17 protein-coding genes and 1 pseudogene are annotated in these 17868 nt (G+C 70.2%); 12 read left to right on the forward strand and 6 right to left on the reverse strand.

All coding sequences use genetic code 11. The features are described from left to right. Positions 1-9 precede the first annotated feature (9 nt). A complete protein-coding gene (locus ACZ4SA_RS11800; protein ID WP_468272684.1) occupies positions 10-1626 on the reverse strand; it encodes a carboxyl transferase domain-containing protein in 1617 nt (538 codons plus the stop codon). An 88-nt stretch (positions 1627-1714) separates the two neighbouring features. Here ACZ4SA_RS11800 and ACZ4SA_RS11805 point away from each other — a divergent pair, with 88 nt between their 5' ends. Both ACZ4SA_RS11805 and ACZ4SA_RS11810 read left to right on the forward strand, forming a co-directional pair. Next, positions 1715-2308, forward strand: coding sequence for an SACE_7040 family transcriptional regulator (locus tag ACZ4SA_RS11805; protein ID WP_468272687.1), 594 nt, complete (start codon positions 1715-1717; stop codon positions 2306-2308). A gap of 231 nt (positions 2309-2539) precedes the next feature. Further along, entirely contained in the window at positions 2540-3328 is a 789-nt protein-coding gene (locus ACZ4SA_RS11810; protein WP_468272689.1) for a phosphatase, read from the forward strand. Between the two features lie 43 nt (positions 3329-3371). Here ACZ4SA_RS11810 and ACZ4SA_RS11815 read toward each other — a convergent pair whose 3' ends face one another. Beyond that, on the reverse strand, positions 3372-3665 hold the full coding sequence (locus ACZ4SA_RS11815; protein ID WP_468272692.1) for a hypothetical protein: 294 nt from the start codon (positions 3663-3665) through the stop codon (positions 3372-3374). A 161-nt stretch (positions 3666-3826) separates the two neighbouring features. Between ACZ4SA_RS11815 and ACZ4SA_RS11820 the strand changes: the two genes are divergently transcribed. The 3 genes and pseudogenes from ACZ4SA_RS11820 to ACZ4SA_RS11830 all read left to right on the forward strand — a co-directional run. Further along, positions 3827-4504, forward strand: coding sequence for a response regulator (locus tag ACZ4SA_RS11820; protein WP_468272693.1), 678 nt, complete (start codon positions 3827-3829; stop codon positions 4502-4504). Beyond that, positions 4501-5601, forward strand: a complete 1101-nt coding sequence (locus ACZ4SA_RS11825; protein ID WP_468272695.1) for a sensor histidine kinase — start codon at positions 4501-4503, stop codon at positions 5599-5601. Before ACZ4SA_RS11820 ends, ACZ4SA_RS11825 begins: the two co-directional genes overlap by 4 nt. A 5-nt stretch (positions 5602-5606) precedes the next feature. Beyond that, positions 5607-5849, forward strand: a pseudogene (locus ACZ4SA_RS11830) (helix-turn-helix domain-containing protein); the annotation flags it as partial. Between the two features lie 39 nt (positions 5850-5888). Here ACZ4SA_RS11830 and tesB read toward each other — a convergent pair. From tesB to ACZ4SA_RS11845, 3 genes are all read right to left on the reverse strand, one after another. Then, positions 5889-6764, reverse strand: coding sequence for an acyl-CoA thioesterase II (tesB, locus tag ACZ4SA_RS11835; RefSeq protein ID WP_468272696.1), 876 nt, complete (start codon positions 6762-6764; stop codon positions 5889-5891). Positions 6765-6786: 22 nt separating this feature from the next. Further along, positions 6787-7944 carry an acyl-CoA dehydrogenase family protein gene (locus ACZ4SA_RS11840; protein WP_468272697.1) on the reverse strand — a complete coding sequence of 386 codons (1158 nt, stop codon included), beginning with the start codon at positions 7942-7944 and terminating at the stop codon, positions 6787-6789. Positions 7945-8112: 168 nt separating this feature from the next. Beyond that, positions 8113-8574, reverse strand: a complete 462-nt coding sequence (locus ACZ4SA_RS11845; protein ID WP_468272699.1) for a hypothetical protein — start codon at positions 8572-8574, stop codon at positions 8113-8115. A gap of 148 nt (positions 8575-8722) precedes the next feature. On the opposite strand from ACZ4SA_RS11845, the gene ACZ4SA_RS11850 reads away from it, so the two are divergent. Both ACZ4SA_RS11850 and ACZ4SA_RS11855 read left to right on the forward strand, forming a co-directional pair. Then, positions 8723-9361 carry a hypothetical protein gene (locus ACZ4SA_RS11850; RefSeq protein WP_468272700.1) on the forward strand — a complete coding sequence of 213 codons (639 nt, stop codon included), beginning with the start codon at positions 8723-8725 and terminating at the stop codon, positions 9359-9361. Between the two features lie 618 nt (positions 9362-9979). After that, positions 9980-10741, forward strand: coding sequence for a hypothetical protein (locus ACZ4SA_RS11855; RefSeq protein WP_468272702.1), 762 nt, complete (start codon positions 9980-9982; stop codon positions 10739-10741). Positions 10742-10827: 86 nt separating this feature from the next. Here ACZ4SA_RS11855 and ACZ4SA_RS11860 read toward each other — a convergent pair. After that, positions 10828-11702, reverse strand: a protein-coding gene (locus ACZ4SA_RS11860; protein WP_468272703.1) for an IS5 family transposase whose coding sequence is annotated in 2 segments (ribosomal slippage) — positions 10828-11345 and positions 11345-11702 — 876 coding nt in all. Because the reading frame shifts where the segments join, the coding sequence is not laid out codon by codon here. A gap of 155 nt (positions 11703-11857) precedes the next feature. Here ACZ4SA_RS11860 and ACZ4SA_RS11865 point away from each other — a divergent pair. From ACZ4SA_RS11865 to ACZ4SA_RS11885, 5 genes are all read left to right on the forward strand, one after another. Next, positions 11858-11989 (forward strand): hypothetical protein, encoded by a 132-nt coding sequence (locus ACZ4SA_RS11865; RefSeq protein ID WP_468272799.1) that lies wholly within the window; start codon positions 11858-11860, stop codon positions 11987-11989. A 140-nt stretch (positions 11990-12129) separates the two neighbouring features. Continuing rightward, positions 12130-13389, forward strand: coding sequence for an AAA family ATPase (locus ACZ4SA_RS11870; RefSeq protein WP_468272705.1), 1260 nt, complete (start codon positions 12130-12132; stop codon positions 13387-13389). Continuing rightward, positions 13389-14048: an RloB family protein gene (locus ACZ4SA_RS11875; protein WP_468272707.1), complete on the forward strand. Its 660-nt coding sequence runs from the start codon at positions 13389-13391 to the stop codon at positions 14046-14048. Before ACZ4SA_RS11870 ends, ACZ4SA_RS11875 begins: the two co-directional genes overlap by 1 nt. Before the next feature lie 93 nt (positions 14049-14141). Then, complete coding sequence (locus ACZ4SA_RS11880) at positions 14142-16745, forward strand: type I restriction-modification system subunit M (RefSeq protein ID WP_468272708.1); 2604 nt, start codon at positions 14142-14144, stop codon at positions 16743-16745. Next, positions 16735-17856 (forward strand): restriction endonuclease subunit S, encoded by a 1122-nt coding sequence (locus ACZ4SA_RS11885; protein ID WP_468272710.1) that lies wholly within the window; start codon positions 16735-16737, stop codon positions 17854-17856. The genes ACZ4SA_RS11880 and ACZ4SA_RS11885 overlap by 11 nt, the downstream gene beginning before the upstream one ends. The last annotated feature ends 12 nt before the right edge of the window (positions 17857-17868 follow it).

The raw sequence follows: 17868 nt of genomic DNA on the forward strand, positions 1-17868 counted from the left end.
AAAGGTCCCTCACATCCGGAAGACGCCGAAGCCGGCGTCCCCCAACGGGGCGTTGGCACACGCGGTCAGAGCCAGACCCAGCACCTGCCGGGTGTCCATCGGGTCGATCACACCGTCGTCCCACAGGCGGGCCGTCGCGTAGTAGGCGTTGCCCTGCTGCTCGTACTGGGCACGGATCGGCTCCTTGAAGGCGTCCTCCTGCTGGGCGGACCACTCCTCGCCGCGGCCCTCGAGCTGGTCCCGCTTGACGGTGGCCAGGACGGAGGCCGCCTGCTCGCCGCCCATGACGGAGATCTTGGCGTTCGGCCACATCCACAGGAAGCGGGGGCTGTAGGCCCGGCCGCACATCGAGTAGTTGCCCGCGCCGTACGAACCGCCGACGACGACGGTGAGCTTGGGGACGCGGGTGCAGGCGACGGCCGTCACCATCTTGGCGCCGTGCTTGGCGATGCCGCCCGCCTCGTAGTCCTTGCCGACCATGAAGCCGGAGATGTTCTGCAGGAAGAGGAGGGGGATGCCGCGCTGGTCGCACAGCTCGATGAAGTGCGCGCCCTTCTGGGCGGATTCGGCGAACAGGATGCCGTTGTTGGCGACGATGCCGACCGGGTGGCCGTGGATCCGGGCGAAGCCGGTGATCAGCGTCTGGCCGAACTCGGACTTGAACTCCGCGAAGCGGGAGCCGTCCGTGATCCGGGCGATCACCTCGCGGACGTCGTACGGCGTGCGCGAGTCGACCGGCACCGCGCCGTACAGCCCGGCCGGGTCGGCCTTGGGCTCCTCCGCGGGCTCCACGCTCCAGGGCAGCGGACCGCGCTCAGGGAGGGTCGCGACGATGTTCCTGACGATCCGCAGCGCGTGCGTGTCGTCCTCGGCGAGATGGTCGGTGACGCCGGAGACCCGGGAGTGGACCTCGCCGCCGCCGAGCTCCTCCGCGGTGACGACCTCGCCGGTCGCGGCCTTCACCAGAGGCGGGCCGCCGAGGAAGATCGTGCCCTGATTGCGCACGATCACCGCCTCGTCGCTCATCGCCGGGACGTACGCCCCGCCCGCCGTGCACGAGCCGAGCACCGCCGCGATCTGGGGGATGCCGGCTCCGGACATGCGCGCCTGGTTGTAGAAGATCCGCCCGAAGTGCTCGCGGTCGGGGAAGACCTCGTCCTGCATCGGCAGGAACGCGCCGCCCGAGTCGACCAGATAGACGCACGGCAGCCGGTTCTCCAGCGCCACCTCCTGCGCCCGCAGATGCTTCTTGACCGTCATCGGGTAGTACGTGCCGCCCTTGACGGTCGCGTCGTTCGCCACGACGACGACCTCGCGGCCGCTGACCCGGCCGATGCCGGCGATGACTCCGGCGGCCGGCGCCTGCCCGTCGTACATCCCCTCGGCCGCGAGGGGGGCGAGCTCCAGGAACGGCGACCCCGGGTCGAGCAGGGTGTCCACCCGCTCCCTGGGCAGCAGCTTCCCGCGTGCCGTGTGCCGGGCGCGCGCCTTCTCGCCACCGCCGAGGCGGGCCGCCGCGAGGCGGGTCCGCAGGCCGTCGGCGAGCTCCTGATGCGCCGCCTCATTGGCCTGCCAGGCCTCGGACGCCGGGTCCGCGGCGCTCACCAGCACTGGTGCCTGCTGCATTGATCGAGCTCCCTTGCTCGGTTAATGAGCGTTAACGTGTTGCGTCCAGGTTAACGACCGCTAACCCGCCTGTCTAGAATGAATGTTCATGAGCACCAGGACCGCGGCCCCGACCCGCCGTGAGCAGATCCTCAGGGAGGCCGCCCGCCTCTTCGCCGAGCGCGGCTTCCACGGCGTGGGCGTCGACGAGATAGGGGCGGCGGTCGGCATCAGCGGCCCCGGTCTGTACCGCCACTTCGCGGGCAAGGACGCGATGCTGGCGGAGCTGCTGGTCGGCATCAGTGAGCGCCTCCTGAGCGGGGGGCGGCTGCGGGTCGAGGAGGCGGACACCGGCCCTGAGGCGGTCCTGGCGTCCCTCATCGACGGCCACATCGACTTCGCACTCGACGACCGCCCGCTGATCACCCTGCACGACCGCGAGCTGGACCGCCTCCGGGACAGCGACCGCAAGCTCGTGCGCCAGTTGCAGCGCCAGTACGTGGAGCTGTGGGTGACGGTCGTCCGCGAGCTGAACCCGCAGATCGCGGAGTCGGAGGCGCGGGCGGCCGTCCACGCCGTCTTCGGCCTGCTGAACTCGACGCCGCATCTCGGCGCGAACGGAGGCGGCCCCCTGCGCCGCGCCGCCACGGAGGCCCTGCTCAGGCGCCTCGCGCACGGCGCGTTCGCGTCGCTGTCGGACTGACGCGGGGCCGCCTCGCTGTCGGACTGACGCGGGGCCGCCTCGCGGGCGGACCGGCACGGGGGTCCTGGTCGGGCGGACTGGCACGGGGCCCTGGTAGGGCCCTCGCGCGCGGTGCGTTCGCCCTCGCCGACGGACCGACCGGTCCGGGCGCGGCCGCCCGAACCGCCGCCCGGCGGGTCCAGCAGGCAATACGGTCGACACGCTCCGCGCACCCCACGGCACAATGGGTCCATGCCGATACCCAGCCGCGCCGCCCTTGTCGACCATCTCGTCCGCTCACGTATCGCCGGAGACGTCGCCACACCACGCGACAACAACCTCTCCCACTACCGCAAGCTCGCCAACGGTGACCGCCACTACTGGCTCGGCCTCGAGCTCGGCGACCGCTGGAGCGACGAGCAGGACGTGCTGGCCGTCATGGCCGAGCGGTGCGGCGTCAACGACGACCCCGGGCACCGGCAGGGACAGGACACCATCGACCCCGAGCTGACGGTCGACGCGCTCGAGCGCATGGCCGCGAGGCTGCGCAAGGCGGCCGACGCCAAGGAGCGGGTACTCTTCGCGACCGGGCACCCCGGCGGGCTGCTCGACGTGCACCGGCAGACCGCCGCCGCGCTGCGGGCCGCCGGATGCGAGATCGTACGCATTCCCGGCGGGCTCTTCGCGGACGAGGGCATGGTCTTCCAGTTCGCCGACGTCGCCATGCTGGAGCGCGGCGCGACCCTGTGGCACACCCATTCGCCGGCGCCGATGGCCGCGATCCTCGACGGCCTGGCGCGCGAGGGCAGGCCGCTGCCGGATCTGGTGATCGCCGACCACGGCTGGGCGGGCTGCGCGGGCCAGCGCGGACTCGACTCCATCGGATACGCGGACTGCAACGACCCCGCGCTGTTCATCGGTGAGGCCGAGGGCACCCTCCAGGTGACGGTCCCGCTCGACGACCACGTCACCGACCCGCGGTTCTACGACCCGATGACGGCGTACCTGCTGGACGCGGCGGGACTCGCCCCGACGGACTGAGCCCCGTCGGGGCTCGCCCCCCTCCGAGTGACTGCCGGTGGGCTCACTCCCGCCAGGTGCCGCGTACGACGCAGTACGTGCCCGCGAGCAGCGACAGGGTGAGCGCGCCGCGCAGGGTGAGGCCGACGGCGTAACGCCGGCCGGTGCCGAGTTCGACCACCCACTCACGCAGGCCGAGCAACAGCACCGCCGCGCCGACGATCAGGACAGCGCCGCCGACGGTCCACGCCGCCCGGGCGTGGGGGGACGCCTTCGCCCATCCGGCGGTCCCGGCCGCGTCGCGCGCCGGTTCATCGGCGCGCGACGGCTCCTCCTCGGCCGGGGGTACCGCACTCATCAGTTCCCCTACTGGGACGGGGCCCGGCGGCCCGGGCGGCGCGTCCCCGGAGGAATGGTCGAGCCCCCCGGGGGGATCCGGGTGGGCGCTTGTGGCGTCCTAGGATCTGCATCCAGGCTCGCAGCCACAGGCGGCGCATCGCTCAGACCACAGGACGACCTTTGCTCTACGACTCGAGGCCGCAGGTGCGTGTGCTCCTCGTCGACGACGAGGAACTCGTACGCACTGCGCTGCACCGCATCCTCGACGCCGCCGACGCCGTGACCGTCGCCGGCGCCTGCGACGGGCCGGACGCCGTCGCCACCGCCCGGCGGCTCGCCCCCGACCTGGTGCTGCTCGACATCGACATGCCGGGAGCCGGCGGCCTCGACGTACTGCGCGACCTGCGGGCCCTGCCCGAACCGCCCGTGGTGGCCATGCTCACCGCCCTGGACCGGGCCGACCACGTCGAGCAGGCGCTGCGCGACGGCGCGTCAGGCTTCCTGCTGAAGACCACCGAGCCGCGCCTGTTCGTCGACGCCGTGCGGCTGCTCGCCGCCGGTGGTGTGATCTGCACGCCGCCCGGCAGCGCCGCGGTCCTGTGCCGCTGGGCACGACCCGCGCCGCCGGCCGCACCCACCGGGCCGGACGACCTCACCGGCCTCACCGACCGGGAGCGCGACGTCCTCGCCCTGATCGCGGCCGGACTGGCCAACGCGGACATCGCCAAGCACCTCGGCATGGGCGTGACCACGGTCAAGACGCACATCGGCGCGCTCAAGCGGAAGCTCGCCGTGACCAGCCGGGTGGGCCTCGCGGCGGTCCTCCACCGGTCGGCGGGCGGACGGGACCAGAGATGACGTCACGTACCTGGGTGGTCGAAGCGCTCGTCGTCACCCTCGCCGTCGCCGAGGTCCTGGCGACCCGCGGCTGGCTGGAGCCCTGGATGACGGTGGGCGCGCTCGTCGTCGCCGGGGCGCTCGTCCTGCGCAGGCGCTTCCCGCGCACCGTGCTCGCCCTCGCCCTGGCCACCCTCGCGACCGGGGTGCTGTGGCTGCCGGCGCTGTGCGCGCTGCACGCGCTCGCTGCGTCCGAGCGCCGCCGCGGCGAAGTGGTCGCCGGGTCGGCGGCCGTCGCCGTCGTGGCGTTCGTCCCGTGGCGGGACCTGGACGGATACGTCTGGTCGCTGCCGGACATCACCCTCGCGATCCTGCTGGCCGGGTTGCTGGCCGTCGCCCCCGTCGCCCTCGGCCTGCTGGGCCGCGCCCGCGCCGAACTCGCCGCCCGCCTCGCCGAACTGGCCCTCTCCCGCGAACGCGAACGCCGTTACGCCGCGGAACAGGCCGCGCTGCGGGAACGGGAGCGGCTGGCCCGCGACGTGCACGACACGGCCGCGCACCACCTGAGCCTGATCAGCCTGCGCGCGGGCGCGCTGGCCACGACCGCCGACTCCGCGCCGTACCGGGAGGAGGCCGCGGCGCTGGGCGAGCTCGGCCGCCGGGCAGCGGCCGACCTGCGCCGGGCCATCCGCCACGACGGGCCCGGCCTGGACCGGCTGCCGGAACTGCTCGAGGCGGCGGCCGACATCGTGGACTCGGTCCACCTCGCACCGGGCGACTGCCCCCCGGCCGTCCAGCACACCGCGTACCGCATCGTGCAGGAGGCCCTGACCAACATCCGCCGTCACGCCCCGGGCGCCTCGGCCGAGGTCTCGGTGCGCCGCGCGGACGGCGCTCTGCACATCACGGTCCGCAACACCCCGTCGTCGGGACCATGCGCCGCGCCGGACCAGGGTGGTCACGGCCTGCCCGGTCTCCGCACCCGCGCGGCAGCCCTCGGCGGCGCCCTCACGGCGAACCCGACACCGGACGGCGGCTTCGCGGTGGACGCGACCCTGCCGGTGCCGGTGCCGGTGCCGGTGCCGGTGGCGGCAGGGTCGTCGGTTACGCGCTCCTGAGAAGGCTGTCCTGGGACCTCGGCCAGGCCGTGTACGACCGCGGGACCGAGCACAGGATGTCGCAGACCGAGCCGGCCAGGCGCGCCGAGATGACGCAGCCGCAGATCTCCAAGCTCGAACTCGGCGGCACCGTGCCGACGCCGCCCTTGCCGGCCCGCCTGGCGCGCGCCCTCGACGCGGCGCCCAGCCTGGAACCGGACGGCGACACCTCACGGGTGGCCTTCAACGCGCACGCGCCCGCTGCCTGAGCAGCGGGCGAGGGGGCGAGCGGGTCGGTCGGTCCGGCCTCAGTCGCGGGGGACGCGGACCACGCCCTCCTGGATGACCGTGATTGCCAGGCGTCCGTCCTGTGTCCAGATGCGGGCCTGGCCGAGGCCGCGGCCGCCGGACGCGGACGGCGACTCCTGGTCGTACAGCAGCCATTCGTCCGCGCGGAACGGCCGGTGGAACCACATCGCGTGGTCCAGCGACGCGCCGACCACGTCGCCGACCGCCCAGCCGCCCCGGCCGTGCGCGAGCAGCACCGAGTCGAGCAGCGTCATGTCGGAGACGTACGTGGCGAGGCAGACGTGCAGCAGGGAGTCGTCGGCGAGCTTGCCGTTCGCCCGGAACCACACCTGGGAGCGCGGCTCGCGCGGCTCGCCGGCCGTTCCGTACGGCGGCTCGTCGACGTAGCGCAGGTCGACCGCCGCGCGGGCCTCGAGCAGCCGGTCCACGACGCCCGGGTCGACGAAGCGGTCCGCGTAGCGCGGGAGCATCTCTTTCGCCGTGGGCAGCGTGTCCGGGTCCGGGGAGGCCGGCATCTCCGTCTGGTGCTCCAGGCCCTCCTCGTACGTCTGGAACGACGCCGAGAGGTGGAAGATCGGCTGCCCGTGCTGGACCGCGACCACACGGCGGGTCGTGAACGAGCGGCCGTCGCGGATGCGGTCGACCGTGTAGACGATCGGCGCGCCCGGGTCTCCCATGCGCAGGAAGTACGAGTGCAGGGAGTGGGCCGTGCGGTCGGCGGGGACCGTACGACCGGCGGCGACCAGGGCCTGGGCCGCGACCTGCCCGCCGAAGACCCTGGGGACGACGGCGGAACGGGAGCGTCCGCGGAAGATGTTCTGCTCGATCTGCTCCAGGTCGAGCAGATCGAGCAGATCGTCGAGTGCTGGGCTCATGGGGTGACGGTACTCAGAGGAGTTACAGGCCCATGTCCTTCGCGATGATCATCTTCATGACCTCGCTGGTGCCGCCGTAGATGCGGTTGACGCGGTTGTCCGCGTACAGGCGGGCGATCGGGTACTCGTTCATGAAGCCGTAACCGCCGTGCAGCTGGAGGCACCTGTCGATGACGCGGTGCGCGACCTCGGTGCAGAACAGCTTCGCCGACGCGGCCTCCGCGGCCGTGAGCTCGCCCGCGTCCAGCGCCTCCGTGGCGCGGTCGACGACGGCCTCTGCGGCGTCCACCTCGGCCTTGCAGGCGGCCAGCTCGAACTTGGTGTTCTGGAACGACGCGACCGTCTTGCCGAAGACCGTACGGTCCTGCACGTACTCCTGGGCGAACCGGACGGCGGCCTTGGCCTGCGCGTAGGCGCCGAACGCGATGCCCCAGCGCTCGGACGGCAGGTTCTGGCCGAGGTAGTAGAAGCCCTTGTTCTCCTCGCCCATCAGGTCCTCGACGGGGACCTTGACGTCGACGAACGCCAGCTCGGCGGTGTCGGAGGTCTTCAGGCCGAGCTTGTCCAGCTTGCGGCCGACCGAGTAGCCCTCGGCCTTGGTGTCCACGGCGAAGAGCGAGATGCCGTGGCGACGGTCCTCGGCGGTCGGCGCGGCGGTGCGGGCGCACACGATCACGCGGTCGGCGTGCACACCACCGGTGATGAAGGTCTTCGCGCCGTTGAGGACGTAGTGCGTGCCGTCCTCGGAGAGCTTGGCGGTGCTCTTCATGCCCGCGAGGTCGGAGCCGGTGCCGGGCTCGGTCATCGCCAGCGCCCACATCTCCTCGCCGGAGACGAACTTGGGCAGGAAGCGCTTCTTCTGCTCGTCGGTGGCGAGCGCCTTGATGTAAGGGAGGGCGAGTAGCACGTGCACGCCGGAGCCGCCGAAGTTCACGCCCGCACGGGCGGTCTCCTCGTAGAGCACGGCCTCGAACTTGTGCGTGTCCATGCCGGCCCCGCCGAACTCCTCGGGCACGTTGATGCCGAAGATGCCCAGCTCACCGAGCTTGTAGTAGAAGTCGCGAGGCGCCTGGCCCGCCGCGAACCACTCGTCGTAGACGGGGACGACCTCGGCCTCGACGAAGGCCCGGATGGTGTCCCGGAAAGCCTCGTGGTCCTCGTTGAAAACGGTACGGCGCACGGACGCCTCCTCGTGACTGTGGGTACGCTGCGATGTCTAAGCGCTTGCTCAGACTAAGTTACCCGGCAGTTGTTGAAAGTGTCCAGAGTGATGCTGGGCACGCCGGGATGTGACGACGTCCCCGTCACATGGACGGGGACGTCGCTCGAAGCATTGCCGCGTGTGCCCTCAGCAGGCGATTCCCTTCGAGCGCAGCCACTCGCACTGCGTCTCGCCGGATGTCTTGCCGCCGTCGTAGGCGCGGGGGTCCTTGTATCCGGGGCCGACCGGCTCGTGGTCCTCGAACACGCCGTCGCCGTCGATGTCCCCGCCGTTGGGATCGATGACCCCGCTGGGATTGCGGCAGTTCGGCCGATCGGCCGGGTCCGTGGTGCAGACGTTCTCGTGGCCGGTGGCAGCCTTCTCCGCAGCCGTTTGTGCCGCCGTGTTCTGGGCCGTGGCCTGGGTCGCGAGAGCCGTCCCGAGCGGGGCGCCCCCGAGCTGCAAGGAGACATGGGAGGCGCGGGGAGGCGGTTGGGACGCGGCGGCCTGTGCCCCGCAGGCGGAGAGTGCCGGGAGCAGGCATGCCGCCAGAAGGGCGGTGCCCGCGAATGTGCCGGTCCGGTGGCGGGTTGCGTGAATGATGCCCATGGTCCGCCCAATGTGAGAAATGTCCGCTTGTCGGATGAACGCTACGGCGGCTCGCCGGGCCGGTCAACGTTTCCAGGAAGGTCCCGGCACGGCAACGAACGGAACAAGGCGCGGGGGGCGGCGAACGCCGTGCGACACCATGATCCGTATGAAGTCTGCCGCGCGGCTGCCGCGCCCTCTGTTGTCCGTGACTGCCGTCGTGTCCGTCGCCGTCGTCGGCTGCGGGACGGAAACCGCCGGAAGTGGAGCCGACCGCTCTGAACTCGAGGCCCGCGCGCGTGCCGCCCAGGTGGCGATCGAGAACGTCTACGTCACCGAGGTGCCGGGATACGAGATCGCCAAACAGTCCGTGGGCGTCCTCGGCGCGGACGGGTTCTCGGCGACGTACGTGAAACAGGGCACCGGCACGCAGATACGCCTCGGCGTCGACCGGGGCACCATGGACGCGGCGAGCTGCCCGAAGACCCCGGTCGGGGTCGGCAGCGGCGGTCTGGACGGCGCCGCCGAGTGCGTGGAGGACGGCAACAGCTGGTACCGCACGAGCGGCACGCAGCACGAGTACGCGACCGAGGTGGACGGGCGCCTGCTGCGGCTCAACGCCGACGCGGAGGCGGTGGACCGCGCCACCCTGCGCGAGGCTGCCGAAGCGGCGCACGCCGCGAGCGACGCGGAACTCGACGCCGTGCTCCCGCCCGAGCGGGAGGACGCCGGACAACCGGTCGAACGCGGCGACCTGCCTCCGGCCGGTGATGGGGCGCCGAACAACGGGACGGGCGTGGGTGGTTGAGTGGAGGGCGCCGCTCCGGGCCGGGCTCCGCCCGGCTCGGTCCCGGCTCGACCCGGTCCCGGCCCGGTCCGGTCCGTTGGGGTGGTGTGGGGTCGCCCTCCTGGTCTTGATCGTCGCGGCTCCGGGGCGTGGGTCAAGGGTGCTCCTTCGCCGCGTCGCTGCGCGATGGGCTGCCCACCCTTGACCCCGCCCCTCCGCCGCTTTCAACGCTTTTGGATGGGCGGCCGCAGGAAGGTGTCCCCGGTGGGGGCGTGGCCGCCGCCGGTTCCTGGCCTGCGGGCGGATGGGCCCTGCGGGGCGCGCGGCAGTGGAGTGGGACAGTGACGGCTCGGCCCAGCGGCAAGCGGTGGTCCCCTTACTGCGGTCACGCCCCGCTGGTCACCGCTCGGTGGGTGGTGAGGGCAGTGGCCCGAGCGTGACTCCGAAGTTTTCATCGATCTAGGGCCTGTTGCGAAAGTGGATCTTGGAGGTTGGACCGTCGCACTTGTCACACCTTGCCGACGCAGGGCCGCAGCGCCCGCGAAGCGGAAAGCGCCGCTGGCGTTGGGCCAGAACCTAGGCATGCGGTTACGTGGATATACCGATGTTTTCGCCACTCTGCATTGATAGCTTCGGAGGATGGTCAGCTCCTCGCGTGCCCTTCTCTGGCAGCCCGCAGCCTTCCCGCTTGCGGCACAGCAGGTCAAGGACGCGTACGCCCGCGTCAGGGCATCACTCATCGATGACGCACTGTTCATCCAGGACGCAGCCCAGTATGGCGTCACAGTCGACGAGCTTGACCAGAGAATGCAGCAGCCGCCCGCCCGGCTGGACAGCGGAACGTCGTGGGACTGGCTCGACGGTCCGGAGCACTATCGATGGGCTGTGTTGCGGGTCCTGGTAGAGGCGTATCCGTCAGCCGACCGGCACGAACTCGCAGGACCCGTCGTGGTGCCGGGGAACGCGGTCCATGTTGTCGCAGGCGACGTTCAGGTCGATGGGGACCTCGTGCTGGAGGAAGGGGCAGTGCTGTTCGTCCTGGGCAGACTTTCGGTGAGTGGGGCGCTGGTGTGCAGGCCGTCCTACTCCGTGGTCGCCGCGAGGGAGATCGAGTGTGTCGATGGTGCCACCGGAGGCGAGGTCTTGGCGCTGGGCGGCATCCGGTGTCCGGGCACCTTCTACTTCGGTCACAACGATTACTCCGCACGTGCAGCGTCGTACGACGGCAACGTCCTCGTCGACTTCGAGCGCTACAACGCGTTCGGCCGTGTCACCGTCCGGGAGCGGGTAACCGACTGGGACTTCCCAGCCGCGGCCCGCGTCCTGGGGCTCCCCGACGATGAGGGCGACTTGCTGGACGCGTACGCAGAAAAGCTGCTGAGCGGGCAAAGTAAGGCATAGCTGGATGCGCACAGATCGGCAGCCACCAACCGCGGCCATCTGGGTGAAGGAGTCCTGGGCGACCAGCGAAGGGGGCAGAGGGCTGTTCACAGCCACTCGTTGATGGCTGCGATCAGCACTGTCGCTTCGTAGCGGACGGCGAGCTTGTCGTATCTCGTGGCCACTGCGCGGTGGCGCTTGAGGCGATTGATTCCGCACTCCACCGCGTGGCGCTCCTTGTAGTCCTCCTTGTCGAAGGCCGGCGGCCGACCACCCCGAGAGCCGAGCTTCTTGCGGTTGCGGACCTGATCGACCTTCTCCGGGATGGTGCAGCCGATGCCGTGCCTGCGCAGGTAGGCGCGGTTCTGGCGGGAGGTGTACGCCTTGTCCGCGCGAACCCGGCGCGGCCGGGTGCGGGGCCTGCCGGGCCCCAGGCGGGGGACCCGGATGCGGCCCAGGACGATCTCGAACTGCGGGGAGTCCCCTCGCTGCCCCGCAGTGATGACGATCGACATTGGCTTTTGCCGCTGTTCGACGGCCAGGTGCAGCTTGGTGGTCAGGCCGCCGCGCGAGCGTCCGAGGCCGTGGTCGGCCGGCTCGGTGGTGACGCCACCGGGCGGCTCCTTCTGCATGTCCCCCCTTTTCGCGCCCCGGCAGCGTGCTGGTGGGCCCGGACGATGGTGGAGTCGACGCTGATGTCCCAGGTGATCAGGTCCTTGGCGTCGGCCCGGGCCTGCAGATCGGTGACGATCCGCTGCCAGGTGCCGTTCCGCTGCCACCGGCGGAAGAGGTCGTACACCCGGCCCCAAGGCCCGTACTCCTGCGGCACATCCCGCCACGGGATACCGGTGCGGACTCGGAAGCGTATGCCGTCAATCAGCTGCCGCCTGGTCCATATCGGCGGTCGGCCGGACTTTTTGCCCTGCGGTAACAGCGGCTCAAGCACCGCCCATTGCTGTTCTGTCAGATCTCCACGCGCCACGAACCAAGATCATTCATGCTCAAGAGCCACTTTCGATACACGCCCTAGGACACCTTCGTGTCCCTTTGCCCTGCTGCAAGTGTCCTGAACCGGTGGCAACTTGAAAGTGAGCCCTCAGGCGACTCTCGGGACCCCCACGCGCTTCCTCGACCCTGGTGTCCACGTGCCCGCGCCCGTGCCGCGGACCGGGCCAGGACCACGGCTACGGCTCCCTGGAGGGCACCTTCCTCGGCATCTTCCTCTTCTCGGGCCGCGTCGTGGGCGCGCAGCGGCGCCGAGCGGGCTGAGACGGGGCGGTCCGCGCCCGGCGCGGGCGATGTGACAGTGGCCCCGTCACGCCGGACGGGGTCACCGCACCGCCTGCGCGGGCCCGTGAAGAGGCGCTGTCCGCCGTGACGACTAGGCTGGCCGCCGGAGAGGGGCCGGCATGCTGCTGAGATTCCGCACGGCCAATGTGCGGTCACTGCGCGACGAGCAGGAGCTGACGTTCGTCGTGCCCGCGGACGAGCCGAGCGCCGCCGCGCGGCGCGTCGAGCTGGCCGGGGGAGCGGTCGGCGTCCTCCCCTTGGCGGGCATCTTCGGCGCGAACGCCTCGGGCAAGTCCAACGTCCTCGCCGCGATGACCGACATGAGCCGTGCGGTGCAGGACTCCTACGCACGCTGGGCCTCGTACGACGGCACCGACCGCATCCCTTTCGCACTGGACGGCAAGGGCGGTGAGGAGCCGAGTTTCTACGAGGTGGACCTGGTTCTCGACGGCGTGCGCTGGACCTACGGCTTCGAGCTCGGCCCCGAGCGGGTCGAGGCTGAGTGGCTGCACAGCTATCCGCGCGGCCACCGCCAGGTGTGGCTCGACCGGGACGCCTCGCGCGCCAAGGTCTACGACTGGCCGGGCGCCCGGGTGAAGGACCGTTCAGGCCTGGAGCGGCGCACCCGGCCGAACGCGTTGGTCCTCTCCACGGCGGGCACGGACAACCACCCGCAGCTCACCCCCCTCTTCCACTGGTTCCGCCGCAACCTCTGGCTGATCAACCCCGAGGAGGAGCGGCCGGAGCGGGAGGCGTTCACCACCCGCGAGCTGTCGGGCAGTCGGGCCCGCCGCATCAACGAACTGCTGCGCGTCGCGGACCTCGGCATCACCGGCGCGGAAGCCGTCGAGGGCGCACGGGGGGTGCCGGAGGTCCGGCTCACCCACCGGTCCGGCACGGGCGACACCCCGCTCGAATGGCGTTACGAGTCTTTCGGCACCCGTTCCTGGTTCGCCCTGCTCGGCCCCCTGCTGCTGGCACTGGACGAGGGCGCAGTCCTCCTCGTCGACGAACTGGACGCCAGCCTCCACCCGCGCTTCGCCGCCGAGGTCATCCGGCTCTTCCACGACCCCGAGGCCAACGCCAAGGGCGCACAGCTCGTGTTCACCTCGCACGATCCCTCCGTCCTCACCACACCGAGCGGCGGCCGGCTGCTGGAGCCGGCCCAGGTGTGGCTCACCGAGAAGGACGAGGACGGGGCCACCGAGCTGTATCCGCTGACCGCCGCCTCCCCCGGGGAGGACGAGGACCTCATGAAGGCGTACCTGGCCGGGGCCTTCGGCGCCGTCCCCGCACTGCTGGAGGGCCAGATCGCCCGGCGGCTGCTGGCGGCCACCGAAGGGGAACGCGAGCACGAGGCGGAGCGGAGCGACGGCTGATGGGGCGCACGAGGGGGAAGGACGCGCTGGGAACCGCGAAGAAGGGGCAGCGGCGCTACAAGGTCGTTCACGTCTTCACCGAGGGCCGGGTGACCGAGCCGCAGTACATCGACATCGTGCGCGGCAAACCGGCCGAGACCGGGGTCGAGGTCCGCATCGCGAACGCGTCGGCGCCCGGCTCGCAGCGCAAGCCGATCACGCTGGTCGAGGCCGCGGCGCGACTGATGCGCGAGGAGACGCGGGCGGCGAAGAAGGCGAAGTTGGACGAGAAGCTCTGGCCCGAGGTCTGGTGCCTCTTCGACCGGGACCAGCATCTCCAGATCCCCGACGCCCTCAAAGCGGCGAAGGAGGCGGGGGTCCAGGTCGCCTTCTCGCACCCCTGCTTCGAGCTGTGGCGGCTGCTCCACCACAAGCCGGTGCACGGCCAGTTCGGCGGCGTCTGCGGGGAGGTGGTGCGCCAGCTCCCCTTTACCGGCAGCCCCGAGCAGCTCAAGCACATGAAGCCGGACGAGCTCCCCAAGGGCAGCTACGCCCAGGCGAAGAAGTGGGCGCAGAAGATCAACGCCCAGCACGCCGACCATGTGGCGAAGGACCAGCGAGACCCGTACACGGACGTGTACGAGTTCGTCGAGAAAGGCCTGAGGGTCACCGGCTACTGACGTGAAACGGCCGTTCGTGCTCGCGGTTAGACCCTGTGCCCCGGATCGCCGTAGGGTTCCCTGGTCGTATCGGGTCGTAGGGAAGACGGTGACGTGGCCAAGCTCACGCTCGCGCAGCTGGAACGGCATCTGTTCGCCGCCGCGGACATCCTCCGCGGCACGATGGACGCCTCCGAGTACAAGGACTACATCTTCGGCCTGCTGTTCCTGAAGCGGGCCAACGACGAGTTCGAGGCGGCGCGGGAGCGGATCGGGGAGCACGCCGAGAAGGCCCTCGGCCTGACCGGTGAGCAGATGGAAGGCTGGCTGGAGAACCCGGCCCCCTACAGCGACAAGGGAGTCCTTTTCGTCCCGGAGGAGGCGCGCTGGGCGAGGATCTCCTCCGCCACCCAGAACGTCAACGAGGAGCGCCTGCGCCCCGCCCTCCAGGCACTGGAGGCGCAGAACGCCAAGCTGCAAGGCCTCTTCGACCAGCTCGACTTCAACCGGATCGGCGGCTCGGGCGCCACGGCCGGTGCGGCGAAGCTCGCCGACCAGCGGCTGAAGCTGCTCATCGCCCACTTCGGGCGGGTGCGGCTGCGGACGGCCGACTTCGAGTTCCCGGATCTGATCGGTGCCGCGTACGAGTACCTGATCAAGGAGTTCGCCGACTCAGCCGGCCGCAAGGGCGGTGAGTTCTACACCCCGCGTGCCGTGGTCCGCATGATGGTCGAGCTGCTCGACCCCAAGGACGGCACCCGCATCTACGACCCCTGCGTGGGCTCGGGCGGCATGCTGATCCACGCCAAGGAGTACGTGGAGGAACACGGCGGGGACACCGAGAACATGTTCTTCGCGGGCCAGGACGCCAACAGCGGCTCCTGGATCATGTCCACGATGAACATGGTGCTCCACGGTGTGAGCACCCGCTTCGACCTGCGCACCGGCGACACCCTGTCGGAGCCGGCGCACGTCCCGAGGTCCGACGCGGACCGGTACGACGGCGTACTGAGCAACCCGCCGTTCTCCATGGACTACGCGTACGAGAACTACCCGCACAAGGCGGAGCGCGCGAGGTACGGCGCGACGAGCGAGCGCGGCAAGGCCGACCTGATGTTCCTCCAGCACATGCTCTGGATGACCAAGCAGGAAGGGCGCGGCGGCATGGTCATCACGGTCATGCCGCACGGCGTGCTCTTCCGGGGCGGCGGCGAACGGGACATCCGCGCCGAGCTGATCGAGAAGGACGCGATCGAGGCGGTCATCGGCCTCGCCCCGAACCTCTTCTACGGCACGGGCATCCCCGCCTGCATCCTGGTGCTCCGCCCGCCCGGCAAGAAGGACCGTGATCGGGAGGGCAAGGTCCTCTTCGTCAACGCCGACCGCGAGTACCACGCCGAGCGAGCACAGAACGTGCTGCTGCCCGAGCACGCGGAGAAGATCGTCACCACGTTCCGCGCACAGGACGACGTGCCCGGCTTCGCCCGGTGGGTCGACCGCGAGGAGCTGAGGGAGAACGACTACAACCTCAACATCCGCCGCTACGTGGACAACACGCCCCCGCCGGAGCCGCAGGACGTGCGGGCGCATCTGACGGGCGGGATGCCGCGTGCGGAGATCGAGGCGAAGCAGGAACTGCTGGACGCGTACGGGGTGAGCCTGGAGGACCTGTTCGCCGAGCGGGACCCGGTGGACCCGGCGTACGTCGACTTCCTCCCGGAGGGCGAGCGCCCGGACGCGGCACGGCTGGCGGAGCTGGCGCGGCCTCGGGAAGAGGAGCTGCGGGGGGCCTTCGCCAAGTGGTGGGACGAGGAGGCCCGTCACTTGGAGGCGGTGGCCGCCACGGACGAGCGCCTGGTGGACCTGACGGCCTCGGAGCGCAAGGCGGCGCTGATGGCGGTGCGGGGGTCGCTGATCGAGTCGTTTGTGAAGCGGCTCGGCGGGATCGGCCTGCTCGACCGGTACGCGCTCGCGGGCGCGGTGGCCGGCTGGTGGTACGAGGCCAAGTACGACCTGCTGGCCCTGTCGGAGAACGGCTTCGCCGGGGTGCTGGACGGCTGGGTCGAGAACGTCGAGACGCTGCTCGCGCCCGAGCAGGACCCGAAGACGCGGAAGGTGCGCAAGCGCACGGCGGCGGAACGCCGTCAGGCATACGACCACAAGGTGGTCGCGGCGATCGTCCCGGAGTTCCTGACGGAGCTGGCGGAGGCGGATGCGCGCAAGGCGGAGCTGGACGCGCGCTGGAAGGAGCTCACTGCGGAGCCGTCGGAGTCGGCGGAGGACGGTGACTCCGAGGGTGACGAGGACGCTGTCACACGCGAGCAGGTCGAACTGAGCGTGGAGCAGCTGGCGGAGCTGGCGCACGTGAAGAAGGAACGCACGAAGGCGGCGGCCCGCGTCAAGAAGCTGGAGGCGGAGTTCTGGTTCCCGTGGCCGGACCCGGCGAAGTTGGCGGAGGACCCGCCGAGGCTGATCGCGGCGCGGAAGCGCCTCGCGGAGGACCCGGAGGGGGAGCGGCGCGTGGTCCTTGAGCTGCTTCGCGACGACCTGGCGGGGAAGCTGGAGGGGCATGTGGTGCGGCGTCGGCGGGGGTTGGTCGACGCGTACGGGGTGTGGACGGACAAGTACGCGGTCTCGCTGACGGAGATCCGCGCGTTGCGGGAGCGGGCGGCGGCGACGCTGGACGAGTTCCTGAAGGAGCTGGGTTATGCCGACTGACGCCGAGATCCGTTGGGTGCCAGTGCGGGAGGTCGGCGAGGTCCGCATGGGGAAGCAGCTCTCGCCGAGCAGTAGGGACGCCGCCGGGCAGTTCCCCTACCTGCGTGTCGCGAACGTGCTTCTGGGGCGCATCGACTACTCCGACGTGAACTCCATGGGATTCAGCTCTGGTGAGCGGAGAATCTATGGTCTCAAGCCGGGCGATATCCTGCTGAACGAGGGGCAGAGCCTGGACCTTGTCGGGCGAAGTGCGATCTACGAGGGCTCTGAGGGGGAGTACTGCTTCCAGAACACACTTGTACGGTTTCGGCCCGGGGGTGAAGTGCTATCCGCGTATGCGCAGATCATCTTTGAGCGATGGCTGGCTACTGGTGTTTTCGCAGCCATTGCGAAGCAGACGACAAGCATCGCCCACCTCGGCGGAGACCGTTTCGGGGCCCTGCTGTTTCCGCTGAGGCCCATGTCTGAGCAGCGGCGGATCATCGAGATGATCGACGCGATGCGGGGTGCGATCTCGAACACTGGCTGGGAACTTGAGAAGGAGCTATTTGTCGAGGAAGGGCTCTTGAGGGGCTCATTGGATCCGGCATCGGATCCAGGTGGTGAGTGGAGGCGTGGGCTCTTCGTTGACTTTGCTCATCTTCAGCGGGGATTCGACATCACCGCGGCGCAACAGCGGCCTGGGGGAGTTCCTGTTGTTTCCTCTTCTGGCATCTCTAGCTTTCACGATGTCGCCAAGGCTGGCGGGCCCGGTGTAGTCACGGGTCGAAAGGGAAAGTTGGGAGACGTCTACTTTCTGGAGTCCAGCTACTGGCCTCATGACACGAGCCTCTGGGTGACTGATTTTAAGGGCAACGATCCCTACTTTGTTGCCCTGTATATGCAGGAAATGCGCCTTGGGCGATTTGACGCTGCCACCTCTGTCCCGACGCTGAACAGGAACACTGTACATCGGCTGCCGGTTGTCTTCCCGCAGCTCTCAAGGCAGTTGGAAATCGTTGCACGCATTAAAGAGCAGCGTGCCAAGGTGGCTGCTTTGCGAACGGAGATCACCAAGCTGAGCTCCATAAGGCTGGGCCTTGTGGACGGCCTGCTGGCTATTGAATCCTGATCCACCGCCGAG

The organism is Streptomyces sp. NPDC027962 (assembly GCF_055566095.1).

What these genes read in the sequence shown, in the direction of transcription:
- ACZ4SA_RS11800 (WP_468272684.1), bottom strand. Translation starts at nt 1,626, where the DNA reads ATGCAGCAGGCACCAGTGCTGGTGAGCGCCGCGGACCCGGCGTCCGAG.
- ACZ4SA_RS11805 (WP_468272687.1), top strand. Translation starts at nt 1,715, where the DNA reads ATGAGCACCAGGACCGCGGCCCCGACCCGCCGTGAGCAGATCCTCAGG.
- ACZ4SA_RS11810 (WP_468272689.1), top strand. Translation starts at nt 2,540, where the DNA reads ATGCCGATACCCAGCCGCGCCGCCCTTGTCGACCATCTCGTCCGCTCA.
- ACZ4SA_RS11815 (WP_468272692.1), bottom strand. Translation starts at nt 3,665, where the DNA reads ATGAGTGCGGTACCCCCGGCCGAGGAGGAGCCGTCGCGCGCCGATGAA.
- ACZ4SA_RS11825 (WP_468272695.1), top strand. Translation starts at nt 4,501, where the DNA reads ATGACGTCACGTACCTGGGTGGTCGAAGCGCTCGTCGTCACCCTCGCC.
- tesB (WP_468272696.1), bottom strand. Translation starts at nt 6,764, where the DNA reads ATGAGCCCAGCACTCGACGATCTGCTCGATCTGCTCGACCTGGAGCAG.
- ACZ4SA_RS11845 (WP_468272699.1), bottom strand. Translation starts at nt 8,574, where the DNA reads ATGGGCATCATTCACGCAACCCGCCACCGGACCGGCACATTCGCGGGC.
- ACZ4SA_RS11850 (WP_468272700.1), top strand. Translation starts at nt 8,723, where the DNA reads ATGAAGTCTGCCGCGCGGCTGCCGCGCCCTCTGTTGTCCGTGACTGCC.
- ACZ4SA_RS11855 (WP_468272702.1), top strand. Translation starts at nt 9,980, where the DNA reads ATGGTCAGCTCCTCGCGTGCCCTTCTCTGGCAGCCCGCAGCCTTCCCG.
- ACZ4SA_RS11870 (WP_468272705.1), top strand. Translation starts at nt 12,130, where the DNA reads ATGCTGCTGAGATTCCGCACGGCCAATGTGCGGTCACTGCGCGACGAG.
- ACZ4SA_RS11875 (WP_468272707.1), top strand. Translation starts at nt 13,389, where the DNA reads ATGGGGCGCACGAGGGGGAAGGACGCGCTGGGAACCGCGAAGAAGGGG.
- ACZ4SA_RS11885 (WP_468272710.1), top strand. Translation starts at nt 16,735, where the DNA reads ATGCCGACTGACGCCGAGATCCGTTGGGTGCCAGTGCGGGAGGTCGGC.